This window comes from Acetobacterium sp. MES1 (assembly GCF_002237635.1).
GTDB lineage: Bacteria > Bacillota > Clostridia > Eubacteriales > Eubacteriaceae > Acetobacterium > Acetobacterium wieringae.
Window position 1 is genome coordinate 1 of the sequence record NZ_MJUY01000007.1, and the last position, 19,001, is coordinate 19,001.

At 42.3% G+C, this 19,001-nt stretch carries 20 protein-coding genes and 1 pseudogene; 18 read left to right on the top strand and 3 right to left on the bottom strand.

Features of this window, described 5'->3' with window-relative positions:
• Window positions 1-222 precede the first annotated feature (222 nt).
• The 18 genes from BI182_RS01890 to BI182_RS01975 all read left to right on the top strand — a co-directional run bounded on the left by BI182_RS01890 (window position 223) and on the right by BI182_RS01975 (window position 16,261).
• On the top strand, window positions 223-1,620 hold the full coding sequence (locus tag BI182_RS01890; RefSeq protein ID WP_286805135.1) for an IS1182 family transposase: 1,398 nt from the start codon (window positions 223-225) through the stop codon (window positions 1,618-1,620).
• A 210-nt stretch (window positions 1,621-1,830) separates the two neighbouring features.
• Window positions 1,831-2,841, top strand: coding sequence for an aminomethyl transferase family protein (locus BI182_RS01895; RefSeq protein WP_286805136.1), 1,011 nt, complete (start codon window positions 1,831-1,833; stop codon window positions 2,839-2,841).
• A 208-nt stretch (window positions 2,842-3,049) separates the two neighbouring features.
• On the top strand, window positions 3,050-3,460 hold the full coding sequence (locus BI182_RS01900) for a GlcG/HbpS family heme-binding protein (RefSeq protein ID WP_286805137.1): 411 nt from the start codon (window positions 3,050-3,052) through the stop codon (window positions 3,458-3,460).
• A 1,249-nt stretch (window positions 3,461-4,709) separates the two neighbouring features.
• A complete protein-coding gene (locus tag BI182_RS01905; protein WP_286805139.1) occupies window positions 4,710-6,119 on the top strand; it encodes a PucR family transcriptional regulator in 1,410 nt (469 codons plus the stop codon).
• Window positions 6,120-6,378: 259 nt separating this feature from the next.
• On the top strand, window positions 6,379-6,708 hold the full coding sequence (gene tnpA, locus BI182_RS01910) for an IS66 family insertion sequence element accessory protein TnpA (RefSeq protein ID WP_286805140.1): 330 nt from the start codon (window positions 6,379-6,381) through the stop codon (window positions 6,706-6,708).
• A complete protein-coding gene (tnpB, locus tag BI182_RS01915; RefSeq protein ID WP_286805141.1) occupies window positions 6,705-6,899 on the top strand; it encodes an IS66 family insertion sequence element accessory protein TnpB in 195 nt (64 codons plus the stop codon). The genes tnpA (BI182_RS01910) and tnpB (BI182_RS01915) overlap by 4 nt, the downstream gene beginning before the upstream one ends.
• 36 nt (window positions 6,900-6,935) lie before the next feature.
• On the top strand, window positions 6,936-7,265 hold the full coding sequence (gene tnpA, locus BI182_RS01920; RefSeq protein WP_286805143.1) for an IS66 family insertion sequence element accessory protein TnpA: 330 nt from the start codon (window positions 6,936-6,938) through the stop codon (window positions 7,263-7,265).
• Window positions 7,262-7,636 carry an IS66 family insertion sequence element accessory protein TnpB gene (tnpB, locus tag BI182_RS01925; RefSeq protein WP_286805145.1) on the top strand — a complete coding sequence of 125 codons (375 nt, stop codon included), beginning with the start codon at window positions 7,262-7,264 and terminating at the stop codon, window positions 7,634-7,636. The genes tnpA (BI182_RS01920) and tnpB (BI182_RS01925) overlap by 4 nt, the downstream gene beginning before the upstream one ends.
• A gap of 139 nt (window positions 7,637-7,775) precedes the next feature.
• Window positions 7,776-8,840: an IS66 family transposase gene (gene tnpC / locus BI182_RS01930; protein WP_286805147.1), complete on the top strand. Its 1,065-nt coding sequence runs from the start codon at window positions 7,776-7,778 to the stop codon at window positions 8,838-8,840.
• A gap of 82 nt (window positions 8,841-8,922) precedes the next feature.
• On the top strand, window positions 8,923-10,158 hold the full coding sequence (locus tag BI182_RS01935) for a tyrosine-type recombinase/integrase (protein ID WP_286805148.1): 1,236 nt from the start codon (window positions 8,923-8,925) through the stop codon (window positions 10,156-10,158).
• Entirely contained in the window at window positions 10,155-10,868 is a 714-nt protein-coding gene (locus BI182_RS01940; RefSeq protein WP_286805150.1) for a tyrosine-type recombinase/integrase, read from the top strand. The genes BI182_RS01935 and BI182_RS01940 overlap by 4 nt, the downstream gene beginning before the upstream one ends.
• Before the next feature lie 145 nt (window positions 10,869-11,013).
• Window positions 11,014-11,535, top strand: coding sequence for a hypothetical protein (locus BI182_RS01945; RefSeq protein ID WP_286805152.1), 522 nt, complete (start codon window positions 11,014-11,016; stop codon window positions 11,533-11,535).
• 62 nt (window positions 11,536-11,597) lie between these two features.
• Window positions 11,598-12,845, top strand: coding sequence for a helix-turn-helix domain-containing protein (locus BI182_RS01950; protein WP_286805154.1), 1,248 nt, complete (start codon window positions 11,598-11,600; stop codon window positions 12,843-12,845).
• The gene (locus BI182_RS01955; RefSeq protein ID WP_286805156.1) at window positions 12,842-13,642 is read left to right on the top strand and encodes an ExeA family protein; all 801 of its coding nucleotides are present in this window, start codon (window positions 12,842-12,844) and stop codon (window positions 13,640-13,642) included. Before BI182_RS01950 ends, BI182_RS01955 begins: the two co-directional genes overlap by 4 nt.
• Window positions 13,643-13,652: 10 nt before the next feature.
• Complete coding sequence (locus BI182_RS01960; protein WP_286805158.1) at window positions 13,653-13,973, top strand: DUF6618 family protein; 321 nt, start codon at window positions 13,653-13,655, stop codon at window positions 13,971-13,973.
• A gap of 134 nt (window positions 13,974-14,107) precedes the next feature.
• Complete coding sequence (locus tag BI182_RS01965; protein WP_286805160.1) at window positions 14,108-14,506, top strand: site-specific integrase; 399 nt, start codon at window positions 14,108-14,110, stop codon at window positions 14,504-14,506.
• The gene (locus tag BI182_RS01970) at window positions 14,499-15,524 is read left to right on the top strand and encodes a tyrosine-type recombinase/integrase (RefSeq protein WP_286805162.1); all 1,026 of its coding nucleotides are present in this window, start codon (window positions 14,499-14,501) and stop codon (window positions 15,522-15,524) included. The genes BI182_RS01965 and BI182_RS01970 overlap by 8 nt, the downstream gene beginning before the upstream one ends.
• Window positions 15,525-15,706: 182 nt before the next feature.
• A complete protein-coding gene (locus BI182_RS01975) occupies window positions 15,707-16,261 on the top strand; it encodes an IS66 family transposase (RefSeq protein WP_286805216.1) in 555 nt (184 codons plus the stop codon).
• A 36-nt stretch (window positions 16,262-16,297) separates the two neighbouring features.
• On the opposite strand, the gene BI182_RS01980 is transcribed toward BI182_RS01975, so the two are convergent.
• The 3 genes and pseudogenes from BI182_RS01980 to BI182_RS17225 all read right to left on the bottom strand — a co-directional run bounded on the left by BI182_RS01980 (window position 16,298) and on the right by BI182_RS17225 (window position 18,667).
• Window positions 16,298-16,486 (bottom strand): hypothetical protein, encoded by a 189-nt coding sequence (locus BI182_RS01980; RefSeq protein WP_286805164.1) that lies wholly within the window; start codon window positions 16,484-16,486, stop codon window positions 16,298-16,300.
• Window positions 16,487-16,537: 51 nt separating this feature from the next.
• Window positions 16,538-17,656, bottom strand: a pseudogene (locus BI182_RS01985) (IS91 family transposase).
• A 624-nt stretch (window positions 17,657-18,280) separates the two neighbouring features.
• Window positions 18,281-18,667 (bottom strand): IS110 family transposase, encoded by a 387-nt coding sequence (locus tag BI182_RS17225; RefSeq protein ID WP_353744731.1) that lies wholly within the window; start codon window positions 18,665-18,667, stop codon window positions 18,281-18,283.
• Between the last annotated feature and the right edge of the window lie 334 nt (window positions 18,668-19,001).

A 19,001-nucleotide genomic window follows, 5' to 3' on the forward strand; every position in this document is an offset into this window, starting at 1 on the left:
TTATCAATATTTTCAACAACAACAAGTCGCAGTGTTAAGGTACGAATCAGGTCATAATAATCAGAAAAAATATGCTGTAAAATACTCATGCTTGAATTTTACACCAGATGGAAGATAAATAAAACCCCAAAAACCCCTCAAGATTGAGGGGCAGGGGTGTTGATGTGCCGTAGGCACTTTTTTATATAATAGAATCAACAAAAACAAAGGTGGATAAGAAAAATGTTGAAACGGGAAAAGCTGGAAAGAGATATTGTTGAGCTTGTCAATACAGACTTACTGGTTCCATCGGATCATTTATTGAGAAAAATCGATGGAGCTGTTGACTTCACACACATTTATGATTTTGTGGAAGACTTATACTGTGCCGATAATGGACGCCCCAGCGCTGACCCGGTGGTGCTGATCAAAATGGCTTTGATTCAGCATTTGTACGGCATTCGTTCCCTCCGCCAAACGGTTAAAGACATTGAAATGAACATCGCCTATCGCTGGTTTCTGGGATATACCTTGAATGAACCGATCCCTCATTTTGCCACTGTGAGCTACAATTTCAGACATCGTTTCAAGGAATCGGTCATTGAAGATATTTTCACCTGGATTCTTTATGAAGTGGAGCGAGCCGGCTATCTTAAACCGGAAGTGGTTTTTGTGGATGCCACTCATATCAAAGCCAATGCCAATCTGAAGAAGCGTATCAAAAAGGCAATTCCGGGAGCCGCACGAACTTATGAAGACGAGTTGATGGAAGAAGTCAATGCCGATCGAAAGGAACATGGGAAAAAACCATTTGATGATACAAAACCACCAGAAGACCGGAATGTGACAGCGTCCACAACCGATCCGGATTGTGGCGTCTTTCATAAAGGTGAACATAAGAAGTGCTTTGCCTATGGTGCCCACACCGTATGCGACCAGAATAATTTTGTTCTGGATGTGGTGGTAACGGCGGGAAACCATCATGACAGCCAGGTCTTTGATGCTCTGTATAAGAACGTGACAAAACGGTATCCGCAGATCCAGATCATTACCGCTGATGCCGGTTATAAAACGCCATGGATCTGCAAGACGATTTTTGATGACGGCCGAATTCCTTCACTGCCATACAAACGCCCCATGACCAAGCCGAATTATCACAAGAGTTATGAGTATGTCTATGATGAATATAATGATTGGGTGATTTGTCCGGAAAATCGAACCCTCTATTATGCCACAACGAATCGACACGGTTACCAGGAGTTCAAAAGCATACCATTTAATTGCGAACGTTGTCCAACCAGGCATTTATGTACCCAGAACAAATCCTGCGAAAAGACGGTGACTCGACATGTCTGGCAGGATTACCTGGAAATGGCTGAAGATATACGCCATTCACCGATTGGTAAAACAACCTATGCTCTCAGAAACCAGACGATCGAACGGGTCTTTGCTGATGCCAAGGAAAAACACGCCATGCGTTATACGCTTTACCGGGGCTTGAATTCAGTTTCCAGCTGGGTTCGGCTTAAATATGCTGCCATGAATTTGAAAAAGCTGGCACTTTGGAAATCCAAAGCTCAGCTTCTTTTTTGGCTATTCACGCAAAGAACCCGATTTTCAGTTGAAAACCGGGTTCTTTGACAGTCTGGAAGTGCCGTAGGCACTTTTTTTACGAATAAACACATTGCACAATAATTTGAGAAAATTATATACAGCGTGAAAATTGTAAAAACTGAATTATTTGTGTAATATATTGATTAAGTACTTGACTTCACATTCCCGGGAAGGATAAGAGAAAGTTTTGCTTAATGTTACTTTAATCAAAAAGTAATATATGTACAAGGAGAAAATATGAGAAAAAACGAAGCTGGAATTAGAAAAGAGCATGAAACAATTAGAAATGCAGTGGGATACTATGATTTCACGCATCAGTTACTAGAAGTAACGGGAAAAGATGCAAAAGCATTTCTAGACTATATTTTTGTAAGTTCTATTGCGAAAGCAAAAGTGGGCGAAGCGAAATATACAACAATGCTTAATGAAGATGGTGTCATCATTGATGATGTCATTGTATTCCGTATTGATGATGAATTATATTGGGTTTCTACGCTATATATTAGCGATATGATTAAATGGTTTGACGTACATAAAGAAAAAATGGATGTCAGTTACAAGGATATAACACCTGTTACTACTATGTACGCAGTACAGGGGCCGAAATCTGGTGCAGTATTGAACGATTTTCTCAAAGAGAAAATTAATGATATGAAGCTTTTTACGATTAAAGATAATATGATTGATAATGTGCCAGTCAAAATCGCACGTAGCGGATATACCGGTGAACTGGGTTATGAAATCTACTGTAAACCTGATGACAAGGCATTGGTCGAATCAAAGCTTGAAGATTATGGCGTCAAGTACGGTATTTCAATAATTGCAACTGATGTTATCATCACAAGTTTGCCGAGAGAAAAAGGATATGTTCTTATGAGCGATCTTGCAGGAACAAATCCTTTGGAAGTTGGTTTTGATTGGACCGTTTCCTGGGATAAAAAGTTTCTAGGGAAAGCTGCTTTGGAAATTGTTAAAGCACAGGGACCGAAACATTCTTTGCTTGGTTTTACAGTTGATGATGATGCAGCTGTTATCGAAACCAAAGAACAGGTTAAGATTAATGGCGAAGTTGTTGGTAAAGTCACTACATTTACATATGGATATACCATTGAAAAGAATCTTGGGTTTGCTTTGATTGAAAATGCAAAAGCAAAAGTGGGAGATCAAGTAATTATTGGTAAGTACACAGCAATTCTTACTGATCGTATCTTCTATGATGTTGATAATGCAAGGGTTAGAAACAAATAATTAAGCTGATTGTATTTTTATGATATAGATAATTTAAGGGGACCCCCTGCGTTAGGATAGTTGTTAGGTGATCATTTTGCTATTTAAATGCAATGGTTGGATTATCGGTGAAATTGGAATCGACAGCGTAAGTGTTGATGAAGTTATGATTATAGCCAAAAGTGCTTTAGATGTTTAAGAAAATAATATTTTAAATTTGGAGGATACGATGACTACAACAGGAAAATTATTAGATAAGGCAAAGAAAATGGCCGATGCGGCAGCAGTCAAAGCGATCGAAATCAATGTCCCGATGGTCATAGCGGTTTGTGATAATGCAGGAAAACCGGTTCTATTAAACCGCATGGAAGACTCATTGTTGGCCAGCATTGATATTGCGACGAATAAAGCCTATACATCCGTTGCTCTAAAAATGAGTACCGATGCAGCGGCTGATCTCTGCAAGGAATCGGGTTCACTATTTGGCTTGGCTACTTGCGACAAAGGTCGGATGGTTGTATTCGGTGGCGGTTTTCCAATCAAATGCGATGGTCAGATTATCGGTGGTATCGGCGTCAGCGGCGGAACTGTTGAAGAAGATATGATAGTTGCTGAAGCTGGACTGGCAGCAATTGAATAAGAAGAAGGCATAATTTAATAACTTGATTCAGTAGGTGCCGTGTATGAATATGGAAAAGAGAGGAAAAGGCTTCTGGAATGACAACACCATCAGGTAGCAGTACGTCAGAAACCTGGTTCAGTGAAAATAAATTTCTGATTGCACAGGAAACCACTCAAATGAAATCAGGCAGAGCTGGCTAAATACTGCTGGTAAAAAGGTGTTTACGTTGGACAGATAGAAGCCTGAAGGGATGCATGCGTCAATGCCAATGGCAGTGGTAGAAAGGAACCCTAAAGACTTAAAAAGGATCTGAGTGAACCCCTAAAGCAGGTCAGCTCAATCGTGAATTAAAAAGAAAAGCAGCAGCTCTGGCAGAAACATCAGCGTTACTTACGCTCAGAAAAAATGCCCAAGCGGTCTGGGGGAATCCCTAGGACGAATGATTCTAGCCTCAGACCGCAAGCTGTCTGTTGAATTAATTGAAGAAGCCACGGAGCATGGTGCACGACAATTTCTGTCCTTCCGATCAGTGAACATACATTTCAGTGATAGAAATCCGGCAACGCGTCTGGAAGATCAGCGCTCCTTAGCCATTCGTCCTGGGCACTTCTATAAATTGTCCCCGGAATAATGGAAGGAGATTATTGGACTTGTGACTTCTGAAAATCATCAGAGTCTGCCACACAGTTAGATCGTTCCCCGGCTGGCAGATGAAACATCACTAAATTCCATCTGGATCGTCCATGTATTAGGGAATGAAGCAAGCTAGCATGAATAATCACCGGGGGCGTTCATCACCAGGATCTCTACAGCCGGAAGATCGTCGGTTGAGAAATATGGCCGGTGGAATCATCTGAAAATGCCAGTATACTGGTGTGAAAAGCAGTTATTTCACAGAACATGATTTCCAGAAACCAGCCATTGGCTCTGCATTCTGCGGCACATTGGAATGGATCGGTCTTTTTTTCAAACCGTACAGCTATTTACCAAGCTTCCCGCGAAAAGCACACAAAACGTTGGTCAAAATCAATAAAGACCGTCAATTATCTTGAAAAACACCGATAGTTGGAAAGTATACTTTAACTTAAGCTGTAGATATTATATAATGAAAACAATATACTAATAAAAATTGATTGGAGTGAGTTTGCTGTTTCTTAATCCTGATATTTTATATGATAATTTATCCGAATCCTTTCAGGAGGTTCAATTCTATGGACCCAATAGCCGAAAACTTAAGTTGAAAAGACCATTGATATATAAGTTTGGAATGGACTTTGAATCAGATAGGCTTTATGTGGCAAAGGCGGATGATCTCTCTGATCACCCTAATTTTACTAAGTCGGTAGTATTAGTCTGTATCGGAACCCCTGAACATAAAATTTATTATTCTGCTAGTTTTACTCTTATATGTTTGGCGTCTAAATATGACATTGTTTTTGTGATGAATTTTCTGCAAGGTTTATTTGATAGATATGAAGAATGGAATAATAGCTTAAGGGAGATAGTCGATAATAATAAGGATTTGTTTGAGTTGGTTGACAAGGTTGTAGAAGTTTTCAATAATCCCATGAGCCTCGTTGACATTGATTTGAAATTCATTGCGTACTCCAAAGACTATAAAGATTTTGCCGCTCAATTTCCAGAATTACACTGTCAAGACGATGATCAAATGAAAGTTTCCTATGAAATATTTCTAGAATGTAAAGATAAAATCGACCATAATCGAAAAAGAAAGAGGGCTTTTCATGGTTTCAGCGATAGAATAAATGCTGACGTTTTGTGCGTAAACGTTTACGAAGATGATCGATATGTATGTGGTTGTTATTTAGTGGAGTTAAATAGAAAATTCCGACCTTCAGATGAAGCACTTTTGGAGCATGCAAGTTCGTATATTACAAAATGTGTAAATAAGTATGTCTATATACAAAGTAGCCGAACCGATTGGTTGAAAGCGTATTTTGTTATGAACCTAAATGGTGAGAACATTGAGTCTGGATTTTTACGGAATGAAGAGTATCTGAGTAAAAAAGAGTACTATGTATGTGTGAAGTGTAAATTAGTGGATACTTCTAAAATGTTATTAGGTAAGTATTTGTGTGAGCATTTAGAGACAGTAATTCCAAATTCCGTTGTATTTGTGCATGATGATGTGCTTGTAATTTTTATATATTCTAACTTTATCGATGAAAGCAGCAACTTCTTGGTCAATTTAGAATATCAATTAAAAAATTTGGGTTACAAGGCTGGAATAAGTAATAGTTTCTGTGATATTAGAAATGCATCCACGTACTTTAAACAAGCTTGTACCGCAATTGATATTGGCATTAAATTTAATCCTGATAGGACGCTGTTTAAGTTTGAAGATTATGTTTTAAATTATGTAGCATTACAAACTTGCAAAGAGTTTTCACCAGACACCCTATGTGCAAAAGGTGTACTAAGACTTTTAGAGTATGATCAAGAAAATGCTACTTCATATTTTAAGGAATTGAGAACATATTTAGATTGTCAAATGAATGCAGTTAAATCTTCACAGGAATTGTTTATTCACCGGGGTACTTTTATCAAGCATATGGAAAAAATCAACGAAATAATAAAAATGGATCTTAGTGATGTTAATGATCTTTTATATGTTTTACTTTCATATAAAATTATTGAGTGTCAGGGTATTAATTAATCCAATGTTTTTTGTTAATTTGCGCCGCGAGGCGCTATTTTTATTTAATAGGAAATTACGCAAAACAAGAAAAAATGAAATAAACGCCCAAAAGGAAAAAAGAATATAACAAAAAAAGCCTTCAAACGAATTAAAAAAGATCAGAAGATGAAGAGATCCTCATCGAAGAAAGCGTAAGTGCCTCAAAAGATGACGTAGTGAAAAACCGGTCAAATTAGTGTAAACTAACCTGAAAAGAGGTTCAGGAGGTTTAGATATAATGGACGAGTCAAAAAGACAGCTGTGGGAAGAGCGTTTCGAAGAACAGGCAACCAGCGGAATGACTGTCGACATCTGGTGTGCCGAAAAACAGATCAGCAAACACACCTTCTATTATTGGAAGCAGCGGTTCCGAAAAGAAAAGATGGAGCCAATTGAAAAAAATACGACAACACCACTGTTTGCAAAACTGGAAATGCCGGTGGCTTCTGATGATCGAATTACGGAAGCGGGATTGATTATCAGATGGCGGGGTTTTGAACTGATTCTGTCGGATCACGGTGATATTTCCCTGGCAACGCAGTTTATCCGTCAGCTTTCACAGTCATGATGGATCGGTTTATCAGAGGCACAACCCATATTTACATTGCCTGTGGTGCCACCGACTTCAGAAAACAGATGGATGGTCTGGCCGTCGTTGTCAACATGGAGTTCAAGCTGGATCCATTTTCAAACACATGTGCCTTTATCTGTAAGTGCCCCAAAAGATGGCGTAGTGAAAATCCGATCCATTTAGTGTAAACTAACCTGAAATGAGATTCAGGAGGTTTAGATATAATGGACGAATCAAAAAGACAGCTGTGGGAAGAGCGTTTCGAAGAACAGGCAACCAGCGGAATGACTGTCGACACCTGGTGCGCCGAAAAGCAGATCAGCAAACACACCTTCTATTATTGGAAGCAGCGGATCCAAAAAGAAAAGATGGAAGGGAACGATAAAAATACCGCATCACCACTGTTTGCAAAACTGGAAATGCCGTCTGCTTCAGATGATCGAATAACGGAAGCGGGACTGATTATCCGATGGCGGGGTTTTGAGATGGTTCTGTCGGATCAACGTGATATCTCCCTGGCAACGCAGTTTATCCGGCAGCTTTCACAGTCATGATGGATCGGTTTATCAGAGGCACAACCCATATTTACATTGCCTGTGGTGCCACCGACTTCAGAAAACAGATGGATGGACTGGCCATGGTTGTCAACATGGAGTTCAAGCTGGATCCGTTTTCGGACGCATGTGCCTTTATCTTCTGCAACCGGAAAAGAAATGCCCTTAAAGTTTTACGTTACGACGGCAACGGCTTTATTCTGGCCAGTAAGAAGCTGCTCAATGGCATGAAATTCCAGTGGCCGAAAACCCCATCAGAAGTCAGAGAAATAACCGGCCAGCAGGTTCAGTGGTTGCTTCAGGGGCTTGAAATCGAACAGAAAAAAGCCCTTCAGCCGGTGACAATGACGCTTGAGAATAGCTGCTTCTGATAGCCTGAAAATCGTGTGAGTAAACTCGGGATGGTGGTGTGAAATGGCTTTTTTAAGCCATTTCAACTCCGAAAATGGTAGCGTTCTGGCGCTAAAAATGGTATAATAATACCAAGAAAAAGCAAAGGAATGGATACCGATGACAGGACAGGAAGAACTGCAGTTGCTCCGGGCGCTGGTGGAAAAACAGAAAGAAGAACTGGCTGCCAAAGACGAAATTATTGCCAAACAGAATATCCGGATTGAAAATATGGTGCAGGCACTTCTGCAGGCCAGAAAGAAACTGTTCGGCCCCTCCACCGAAACATCAAAAAACCTGGATGGACAAGTGTCTCTGTTTGAATCAACCGAGTCACTTGCCAAAGAACTGTTTAGCGAACAACAGAAAATAACCGTTCCCAGTCATACCCGTAAAGTCCGTCAACCCGGAGTCCGGCAGGAAATGCTGGCCGGTCTTCCGAAGGAGATTGAAGAATACATTATCCCTGACGATGAAGTCTGCTCCAAATGTGACGGAGAGCTGATGATCATCGGTAAACGAATCGTTCGGACCGAAGTGACCTATGAACCGGCCAAACTGAAGGTGAAGCAGATTGTTCAGCAGATTGCCAAATGCACCCAGTGCGGAAAAGAAGGCAGTGAGAACCCGAAGGATCATTTTCAGAAAGCCGCCATACCAGTGCCACTACTCGCCCATTCCATTGCTACGCCGTCGCTGGTGGCCCAGGTCATGTATCAGAAGTTTGCCATGGGGATGCCTTTTGCCCGGCAGGAAAAAGACTGGTACCGGTTGGGTCTGATTCTATCCCGGTCGAATATGGCCAACTGGACAAACCGCTGCAGCGAAGAATGGTTGACCCCGGTTTACGAACGCATTCATGCCGAACTGCTTTCCTGTGAGGTGCTGCATATGGATGAGACACGGATCCAGTGTAACCGGGAGGATGGTAAAAAAGCCAGCAGCGATTCCTATATGTGGGTGATCCGGAGTGGTGCATGTGAGAATATCCGGGCGGTTTTCTTCTTTTACTCATCCAGTCGTAAAGGGGAAATTGCCAGACAGCTGCTTTCCGGGTTTGATGGATATTTGACGACGGATGCGTATACTGGCTATGATAAAGTGGAGAATATCCAGCGCAACTTATGTTGGTCCCATTATCCGAGAAATATGATTATCCAAGAAGAATCCACAGAAGCCGCATGAATAATTAACTTTACAATTACTTTATCGAATAATCGTAACTTCCTTTAGAATAGAATTATAAAAAATCTAAGGAGGTATACCCATGAACTCTGAAAAGACTAAAACCCTATCGTTTAGTGACTTACTGCACGAGTTGATTCAATTCCTTGATGATAAATCTTATGATCGATTGACATTAGATAATTATCGCCGGACGCTCAGAAAAATTGAACCCTATATGGATGAAAATGGTATTGATGCTTATACTCCTGAAGTTGGTCGGCATTATTACGAATTTTATCTTGCTAAAAATAAACTGAGTATTTCTCGTCAAAAAGCGATAATCACAGCGATCCGGAGATTGAATGATTTTTATTCCGGAATTGAATATAAGGTTCAGCAGCAACATCAAGTTGAATTATTGCCTGATAACTTTGAGTATGTTTTAGATCTTTTTTCTCTGCAATGCAATGAAGCTGGCAATAAAGTTAACACGATAAAGGCAAAGAAACGGTTCATACGTTGTTTTCTCAAAGATTGTATTGAAATTGGTTGCATGAACATTTATTCGCTAAAACCTTCCGATGTTGCTAAAGCCTGCCTGAGGGTTGAGAATAAAGATGGCTGGGCCATTATAAGAGCTTTTTTAAAATTCTTAAGCATCAACGGAATAATTGAAGCCGATTTTTCGACACTTGTACCACGTTATCGAAAGTCAACCCATCTCCCTGACACGTATAGTGAAAAGGAGATCTTCCAAATTGAGAAGGTAATTGACCGTACCAGTAATATTGGCAAACGCGATTATGCAATGCTAATTTTAGCAACCAGGCTTGGTATGCGATCCGGAGATATTGTAAAGTTGTCGCTGGCTGATCTTGATTTTAAGCGCGATCAGATTACTTTTATACAGCAAAAAACAGGTGAACGATTACGACTTCCGATGTTAACAGAAGTTAAGATCGCATTGACTGATTATATCAACAATGCCCGACCTAAAGTAACTGGCGATACCGTGTTTTTACGTCAAAATGCACCTTTTCAGGAAATAACCACTTCTGTTTTGAGATTTGTAACGACACGATACTTTAAGATGGCGGGTATTGATATCACTGTGAAAAAACACGGTCCTCATACATTCCGTTCCTCATTAGCCAATTCAATGATTAACGATGATGTTCCCTACGAAGCAGTTACAAAAATCCTGGGGCATACCGATTCCGATGCAATCAAACATTATGCAAAACTTGATCTGGATAAACTTCGTGAATGCGCAATCGAAGTCCCCAGACCATCCGGCACATTTAAAGCTTTTCTTGACGGAGGGATCAACGCATGATCCAGTTCAAGAGTATCTTAAACAACGAACTGACTGATTTTTTGGAATTACGTAAGGTTTCAAAAAGCCAAAGCACATATAAACATGACCGTCATACGCTTCAGAATTTTGATGAGTATCTCTGCTCAATCAATTGCGAAACTAAAAACCTGACGGAAGCACAAATGGTTGGCTGGGTACGCACGTTGACCGGGAAAAGCAGTTCGATTGCTAACGTGGTAATTGTTATCCGGATTTTTTTAGAAAGCCTGCTGAGTTACGGGATTCATGCTTATATACCACCAATCCCTAAAGTTAGCGATGACTATGTACCCTATATATTCTCTGATGATGAGATCGATATGATTTTCTCCATTGCGGATACCTTACCAATGGGCAGATTTCAAAAAAATACCCTTATCCATGTTGAGTATCCAATGATTCTGCGTCTCATGTACGGATGTGGTCTGCGTATCGGCGAAACGCTAGCATTAAAGTTTAAAGATGTGGATTTTAATACGGGCGTGTTAACACTTAACTATACAAAGGGCAATAAACAGAGACGGGTACCCATGCATCCCGCATTGACAGAAATACTCAAAAAATACTGTATGGCTTTGGGTATGGTGGGCTATCCAGAAGTGTTGTTATTCAGCAAATTATACGCTTTAAATTTCATCATTATCAGTCAAAATAAAAGAAGGTATCGGATAAAATATTCTGCAGCATAATGCGTCAGATTGTTTGATCCGGTACCTTCTTGTGTTATCATAAAAATACTATTTTTGATTGAGTGGCAGAAACAACCCTAACAAAGTCAACTTTCTGCCACTCGTGACATCACAGAGAGGTTGTAGCCCCACTATAACAGTTTATATGATAACGATTTTTACGGATAATTGCAATCCCATTTCGCAAATTTTATATGATCATACGCTTAACGCTCTTCAGTTCCACCAGCTTACATGCAGCTGTGGCTGTTCAGGCTGTCTTTCCGTCCATGGCTACTACCGGCGCTGTATCAAGGTTGAAGCTTACCTGATGCCACTGCGGATCTGCCGGGTGAAATGTGCCGTTTGCAAAAGAACCCATGCCCTGCTGCTGTCAGCAATTGTCCCTTATTCTCAGATTGGTCTTTCCGATCAGATCCGAATCCTTTGCTGTTATGAATCTTCCGGCGACTTGGCTGCGATTATGAGTCATCATCCGGCGATTGATGAAAGTAATATCCGACATGTGATTCGCCAGTATCGTTGCCACTGGCGTCAACGGCGGCTTGCCATCGGGCTGACGCTTTCGATGACCGGTCACTTCATCAGCCAGTGTTTTAAAAGCTTCGGCCGGCAGTTCATGCAGATTAAACCGACCCCGAATGTTTTCTTTCCAGAACCCACATAAGCTGACACGATCCCTCCGACATTTTTTCATATAATGGATGAAAAACCAAGGAGGTTTCAACCATGAACCAGAATAAAGCTCAGGCAGTCGCGCTGATGCGCTATGCTGTCATCGCTCCCCTTATTTCAGGCCTTTCTGATGCGTATCCATCCAACGAGGCTTTCTTTCGTGACGCTTCCCTTAAAGGGGTGGTGCTGGCCGACGGATCAACCCGGCACTTTGCACCACAAACCATCAAGTACTGGTACCGCAATTATCTGCATCAGGGCTTTGATGGCCTGCTCCCTTCCTCCCGGTCGGACAGCGGCCAGCCCCGCAAGCTGGATGACGATCTTCAGGCCCAGATCCGGTACCTGAAAGAAAACTATCCGCGGATGTCGGCGGCCGCCATTTTCCGCCAGCTGCGTGAGAGCGGCAGTGTTACCACCGGTCAATTGTCGGAATCGACGGTCAACCGTTTTATTAAACGGCTTGCGCTTGAGATGAAGACCACCACCAACCATGACCTGCGACGCTATGAACGCCCGCACATCAATGAGGTCTGGTGCGGGGATACCAGTGTCGGTCCCTATCTTAAAACGCCGGACGGGAAGAAACACAAGGTTTTCATTATCGCCCAGATTGATGATGCCAGCCGCCTGATTGTTGGGATTGATGTTTTCTTCAATGATAATTTCGTGAACCTGATGTCGGTCATGAAATCAGCGGTCGCCCGGTATGGTCGCCCACAAATCTACAACTTTGACAATGGCAGCTCCTTCAGGAACAAACAGATGGAGCTGCTGGCAGCCCGTACCGGTTCGGTTCTTCACTATAACCAGCCTTATATGCCAATCCAGAAGGCCAAAATTGAAAGATGGTTTCGCACCATGAAAGATCAGTGGCTGGCCAGTCTGGATATCCGCGATTTCACGTCGCTTTCCGGGCTGCGTGACCACCTCTGGGCTTATGTCCTGGGCTATAATCAGACCCCGCATTCGTCGCTTAAAGGCCTGTCACCCCAGGATCGCTTCTTTTCGGAACCCCAACACATCCGTCGTCTTTCCGATGAGGAAATCGAAAAGCATTTTCTGCTGGAGATCGAACGGCGGGTTTCCATCGACAGCGTCATCTCCATCGATCAGGTCGAATACGAAGTCGACTGCTGTTTTGCCAGGCAACGGGTTTGTCTGCGCTATTCCCCGGATATGGAAAAAATCTTTATCACTGAAGCGGATGGCACCCTGACACCCATCCGTCTGCTTAACAAACACGAGAATGCCTTTGTCAAACGGGAAAAAATCCATTTATGCCGGGGTGAAGTAGCATGAACTATACCGCACGCTACGGGCTCGAATTCAACCCCTTTCTGAAGAATTCAAAAGAGATCCTGGTCGATACCAGCGAATACCGGGAAACCGTTTTTCGTCTCGATTATCTGGTTAAAACCAGAGGCTTCGGCCTGCTCACCGGCAGCCCCGGACGGGGCAAGACCACGGCAATCCGTAACTGGGCCGCCGGTCTCAATCCTTCCCTGTTCAAGGTCATCTACTCCAGTTTTTCCACCCTGACCCCCAATGACTTCTATCGCCATCTGGCGAGCGAATTCGGGGCTTCGCCGTCTTATCGGAAACCCGATAATTTCCGGATTATTCAGGAGGAAATCTCCCGTCTTGCCCTTGAAAAGCGCAAAACACCGGTCATCATCATTGATGAAGCCAACCATATCAACAGTGCCATCTTAAATGATCTGAAGATTCTCTTCAACTTCGAGATGGATTCAAGAGATCGGGCGGCCATCCTGCTGGCCGGCCTGCCGGCCCTTAATTCAACCCTGCGCCTGGGGATTCATGAACCCCTCCGCCAACGCCTTGTCATGAATTATGATCTGGGTGGCTTAACCGGCGAGGAAGGTCGAACCTATGTGATCGATAAACTAAAGGGGGCCGGCTGCCATCAGCCTGTTTTTGACGACAATGCCCTGCAGGCCATTCTTAACGCAGCCGACGGCACCCCGCGGATGATCAACAAGTTCTGCAACGCCAGTCTTTTGATCGGCGAAAGCCATAAAGCAGCCACCATTGATGCCGATATCGTGATGCAGGCCATTAACGATACTGAGCTTTAGGAGGGCAGGCATGACTTTTGATTACGCTTGTTGCAAAAACCTGTCCGGGAAAGCTTCCTGGAAAGGACAGGTTCGACTGATCACAACCGTTGACCCCTATGAACTGACCGTGACCGCCCGAAACAGCTCTTTTCATATCATTTGCGGCACCTATACCCACGGCAACTTTTTATGCATCCCGGATCTGGGGGTATCGACCCCGCTTGCCGCTTTAAACGATACCTTCTGGAATCTGGAACAGCTGACCATCAATAATCCGGATTTATCAGAACCCGATGCCATCAGCATCATCTGTGCTTTAAAAGCTCTTAAATCCCATCTCGCCATCTGATAAAAAGCAGGGAAACCTGCTTTTTTAGATCGTTTAATTTGCTCCATTAATAGCGCGGTTTATTTAATCTGCCGAATCAGGTGTCAATAATGTGCCCTGATAACCCTATTTCCGGCTATTTTGGTTAAAATAAAATGCTGGATGGTGGTGCTTATAATTTGACGGACTACAAAGTGTATCTGTTCCCGACAGCTGATCCAACAGTATCGGTTAGTATCTATTCTGCAAGGTATCAGTTTAATAACATTTTAAAGTTAGGCAACATATCTTTGTCCAATCGGCAAAAACATCAGAGAGGACCTTGTATGCACTGCCTCAGGCATGTCTTTGTATTCAAATCTTTTGCCAACGCCGAAAAAAATGGATGCAGAATTGATGATACTATCCCATATCTTTCCATCTATCTGGGGCACGATAGTCTGAAAGAAACAGAAAAATACCTGAAATTCAGTAGTGAGTTGTTTCCAGAAGCAATGAAAATATTTGATGATTATACTGCAGATATTTTTCCGGAGGTAACATACGATGAGTGAGCCTTCGAAATTTTTGAAGTTACTTGATGATTACCTTAGCAGTTATATGACGTGTTCGATTGGCGCTAGTCCTAATACCATTATTTCTTATAAATATGCCTTTCGATTATTGATTGAATTCATGTTCTCAAAGAAGGATATCCCTGCAGATAAGATTTCCTTTGAACAGCTCGATTATTATACACTAATGGCGTTTTTTGACTGGATTGAAAAAGAACGCGGTTGTAGTGCATCAACGAAGAATCAGCGACTGTCCGCATTCATATCTTTTTCTGAGTATGCGCAGAATCGGGATTTTGATGCAGCATCAATCTTTCGGAGCAGTGTGATTAAAATCCCCATGAAAAAAGCTCAAAAGAAGCAACGGGCAGTATTTTCGGTACAGGAAATAAAGATACTCCTTCAATTACCTGATAATATTAAGGAAACAGGTCTCAGGGATAAGGTTTTGCTCAGTCTTATGTATGCAAGTGGGGCAAGGGCTCAAGAAATATGCGATCTGACCGTTGGAAATATCCAGTTTAATCCGAAAGGTGCTACCATCAATATTAAGGGAAAAGGTAGTAAAACAAGGCGAATTGGTATTTCAGATGCCTGCACAACGATATTACAGAATTATATTGCTCACAGACGAATCGAGTCAAAACCAGATCGACATATTTTTTCAAGTCAAACCCATGAACAGATGACGGTATCATGCATCGAAGGTATCTTTAAAAAATATGTGCACGTTGCAAAAAAAGAAAATCCATCTTTATTCTGTGAAGACAGCTATCCGCCTCATTCCATGAGGCATTCAACGGCCAGTCATATGTTAGAGGCTGGTGTACCGATTGTTGTTATCAAAAATTTCCTGGGTCATGCATCTCTTCAAACGACGCAGATTTATGCTGAATTATCTCAGAACACTGTGGATAAACACCTTAAGGAATGGAACCATAAATGGTTTCCAGAGAATTTTAGCGAAAAGGAAGAAGCAGTCAAGAAAAATAATATGCCTGAGTTTTTGAATTTGTAGTCGAATGCCTGCTTCGATTATCTGAGAAAAACAATAGAATCTTTAGATTTTATGCGGCTTCTAGGGATTCTTCTCGGATAATCATATTTCTCGGATAATGGGACTTATTCGAGAAGTAGGATAAGTCCCACTGTCGCCGTTATCATATCGAAAGCATCCCGCTGACCAGCAATGGCAAAGAAATCCCGGGTTCCAAAGGTGCCGAAGGCCGGGCGCACATCGACCTGCTTTTTAAAGTCGAGAACGAAATAAAGGATCTTACCTATGAGGAGATCAGAGAACAGCGTCTGGAAAGGTCACGCCCCATCCTCGATGCCTTTTGGTCGTGGGTTGACGAAACGGCGGCCATTCCAACGACGAATGAAAAGCTGACTGCGGCCCTGAACTATTCCAGAAACCAGAAGAAATATCTGGAAACCTTCCTGGAAGACGGACGCCTTCCCATCTCCAACAATCTCTGTGAGGCCAGCATCAGGCCTTTTGCAACTGGCCGACGAGCCTGGCTTTTTGCCGATTCGCCCAAAGGTGCCACCGCCAATGCGGTTCTCTATACGCTGGTGGAATCCGCTCGGGCCAATGAGCTCGATGTCTACGAATATCTGAATTACCTTCTGACTGAAATCCCCAACAGTGATTATCTGAACCGGCCGGAAGTACTTGAAAAATACCTGCCATGGTCTCAGGAATTACCTGAAGTTTGCAGACTCAATCATAACTACAAAAAGTGCCTCAAATAATGATGACCTCAGTATAGCAGGTTTGGTTCAGCCTTGCTATACGCCATCTTTTGAGGCACTTACGAAGAAAGCATTATTAAAGAGATCATCGTCTTCGTGAAGAAAATAATCCATATCGAGCAGATCATCGACAGACATCTGACGGATTTCATCCGGCGAAATGCCTTCGGGGGGATTTTGGATATATTTGTTGCGTAGCGCTTTTGCATCGGCGGGTGATGGCATGAAAAACCTCCTGGGAAAAAAGATATCCCATTATAGCATAAAAAGAGTGAGTCAGGAAGAATCGGGATTCTTCAGGTATTGATGGAAAAGCGCTGTATGGTGGTGATAGATTTCTAAAATGCTCATGGTATGGCCGCAGGAACAAAGGAGCGGGTCAAGGCCAAAAGAAAGCGCGATGGAATCGCGTCAGCGGTTGAAGGAGCGGAGAATATTCCGTTTATCGGGATTGATGGCATAGCGGAAGTACGGCATCTGCGGGTGGTGTTTGGCATAAAGCCCATAATAGCGGATCATTTTGAAATGTTTATCAGGAATATGGCGGATGAGCCGCTTGATAAAGTCCATGGCGGAAAGGGTTTCATGAACAAGAACGCCGTCTTCGTGGCGGTTGTAATGAAAGGTGACGGATTGGCCATCATAGGAGTCAATCCGGGAAGTGGAAATGACGGGTCGTCCCAGATAGCGGCCAATATAGTTGGCAACCTGATGGGGATTGCAGACGTTGGGTTTGGCATAAACATAAAACCCCTTGGGGCAGAGTTTATAAATCAGGGATTTCATGGGATTAAAAGAAGGACCGAGACGGTCGGCCAGATGATCAAGCAGAGCGGTCCGGAAGGCAAAGCGGAGGAAGTTGAAATTGAAATGACTGACTTTGCGCCTGGGAGACCTGTTGCCGGCAGCCCCTTCTGAAACAAGGACATGGATGTGAGGATTCCACTTGAGATCACGGCCAAAGGTGTGAAGAACAGCGATGAAACCAGGGGTGAAGTTTTCAGAGCGGTTCATTTTTGAAAAAAGGCGCAGAATGACATCCCTGACGGAATGGAAAAGATCAGAGAGCAGTGAGCGGTCCTTTAAAAAGAAAAGGCGCAATTGTTCAGGAATCGTAAAAACACAGTGGCGATGACGGCAGTTGAGCAGTTTAAAGGACATGGCGGTGGAGCGTTTCCGTGAATAGAGATTGCCGCAGGTAGGGCAGAAACGGCTTTTGCAGCGGAATGGTACAAATTTTAACTTGCCGCAATGACTACAGCCGTATAAGGCAAAACCCCTCGAAAAATCTCCGCAATGAACCATTTTATCAATATTTTCAACAACAACAAGTCGCAGTGTTAAGGTACGAATCAGGTCATAATAATCAGAAAAAATATGCTGTAAAATACTCATGCTTGAATTTTACACCAGATGGAAGATAAATAAAACCCAAAAAACCCCTCAAGATTGAGGGGCAGGGGTGTTGATGTGCCGTAGGCACTTTTTTATGAATAAACACATTGCGCAATAATTTAAGGAAATTACATACAGTATGCAAATTGTAGAAATTGAATTATTTGAGTAATATATTGATTAGGTACTTGACTTCACATTCTTGGGAAGAATAAAAGAAAGTTTTACCAAATGTTACTTTTATCTAATGAAAAAGTGGTGGTTGATAATCTGATTACTGATCAGACGACGAAAAGTCTGATAGAAATATCGCTACAGATTGAAAAAGAGTCAATGAATTTGTTGGGAAAATGACTAAGTCATCTAATGGGCAGGCGGAAGGTCCAATAATGATGCGGAAATAATTGAAGAAACGGTGTGTGCTACGGTGTTTAAGCATGCCACCAAAACTTAGTGTGTCAGAATTTATGGGATATAAAAAAGTGAAAAGTGAACATCTGATATATCACTGAGGAAGCAACGAAAAGATATATCCAAGAATAGAAAGAAGAAGTTATAAACGAAGAAATGAGATAATAGACTCTTATAGAGGCAAGATGATAATTATGCTTGCAATGCCCACCTTTAGGTGATCAAGTAATAAGCTCTTATAGGGCTAATGTCAAACCACCTGAAGTGGTGGTTTTGTGACTTCCAAATCAGCGGCACTCTGGAAGGGATAAAGGGATCGGTTTTGTCTTCATCAAAGAGCCCTTTAAAACGATGGATGGCTTTCGGATTTATGACAACCACCTCAACATTTTGGGCTTTGAGATCTTGATTTTCGGCAAGAAAAGTTGAAGGGTGAAAGTTGTAAACTGAAGTGGCTTCCATACCGACGATGATGTTCCGGTCGTATTGGATGGAATGATTAAAGCTTAAGATATGCCCCCTGATTTGGGAAGCTCTGGCAATTGAGTTTGGAAGGGACTTCTCCAGTAAAACCTGATCTTCGTTGTTAAGGAAACAGATGTCAAGTTTTTGGAACTGACGTCAATACCAATAAGTAATTTGATGGAAAGGACCTCCTTTTTTTTTGAAAATTTGGAACGGATTGGATACTGAAACCTATTCCTGGTTACCAACAGTATGGCAACAACCGCGTGTATGCGTATTCGATACCTGCCAAACATAAGCTGCCCGAGGCACTAATATTCGGGATAAAAAGCAAGCGATATAGCTTGTGAGTCTGCAGCACAACTGACAGCTGTGAGACAGTTTTTAAAAGCAGTTTTGCTATAGGAGAAACCAGCCTTAATCGGATAGATCCTTAATCTAGATCTCTATTATCCAGGAATAGGGTTCA

Excerpts from the sequence above, each read along its gene's own strand:
- BI182_RS01890 (WP_286805135.1), top strand. The coding sequence starts at position 223 with ATGTTGAAACGGGAAAAGCTGGAAAGAGATATTGTTGAGCTTGTCAAT.
- BI182_RS01895 (WP_286805136.1), top strand. The coding sequence starts at position 1,831 with ATGAGAAAAAACGAAGCTGGAATTAGAAAAGAGCATGAAACAATTAGA.
- BI182_RS01900 (WP_286805137.1), top strand. The coding sequence starts at position 3,050 with ATGACTACAACAGGAAAATTATTAGATAAGGCAAAGAAAATGGCCGAT.
- BI182_RS01905 (WP_286805139.1), top strand. The coding sequence starts at position 4,710 with ATGGACTTTGAATCAGATAGGCTTTATGTGGCAAAGGCGGATGATCTC.
- tnpA (WP_286805140.1), top strand. The coding sequence starts at position 6,379 with ATGGACGAGTCAAAAAGACAGCTGTGGGAAGAGCGTTTCGAAGAACAG.
- tnpB (WP_286805141.1), top strand. The coding sequence starts at position 6,705 with ATGATGGATCGGTTTATCAGAGGCACAACCCATATTTACATTGCCTGT.
- tnpA (WP_286805143.1), top strand. The coding sequence starts at position 6,936 with ATGGACGAATCAAAAAGACAGCTGTGGGAAGAGCGTTTCGAAGAACAG.
- tnpB (WP_286805145.1), top strand. The coding sequence starts at position 7,262 with ATGATGGATCGGTTTATCAGAGGCACAACCCATATTTACATTGCCTGT.
- tnpC (WP_286805147.1), top strand. The coding sequence starts at position 7,776 with ATGACAGGACAGGAAGAACTGCAGTTGCTCCGGGCGCTGGTGGAAAAA.
- BI182_RS01935 (WP_286805148.1), top strand. The coding sequence starts at position 8,923 with ATGAACTCTGAAAAGACTAAAACCCTATCGTTTAGTGACTTACTGCAC.
- BI182_RS01940 (WP_286805150.1), top strand. The coding sequence starts at position 10,155 with ATGATCCAGTTCAAGAGTATCTTAAACAACGAACTGACTGATTTTTTG.
- BI182_RS01945 (WP_286805152.1), top strand. The coding sequence starts at position 11,014 with ATGATAACGATTTTTACGGATAATTGCAATCCCATTTCGCAAATTTTA.
- BI182_RS01950 (WP_286805154.1), top strand. The coding sequence starts at position 11,598 with ATGAACCAGAATAAAGCTCAGGCAGTCGCGCTGATGCGCTATGCTGTC.
- BI182_RS01955 (WP_286805156.1), top strand. The coding sequence starts at position 12,842 with ATGAACTATACCGCACGCTACGGGCTCGAATTCAACCCCTTTCTGAAG.
- BI182_RS01960 (WP_286805158.1), top strand. The coding sequence starts at position 13,653 with ATGACTTTTGATTACGCTTGTTGCAAAAACCTGTCCGGGAAAGCTTCC.
- BI182_RS01965 (WP_286805160.1), top strand. The coding sequence starts at position 14,108 with ATGCTGGATGGTGGTGCTTATAATTTGACGGACTACAAAGTGTATCTG.
- BI182_RS01970 (WP_286805162.1), top strand. The coding sequence starts at position 14,499 with ATGAGTGAGCCTTCGAAATTTTTGAAGTTACTTGATGATTACCTTAGC.
- BI182_RS01980 (WP_286805164.1), bottom strand. The coding sequence starts at position 16,486 with ATGCCATCACCCGCCGATGCAAAAGCGCTACGCAACAAATATATCCAA.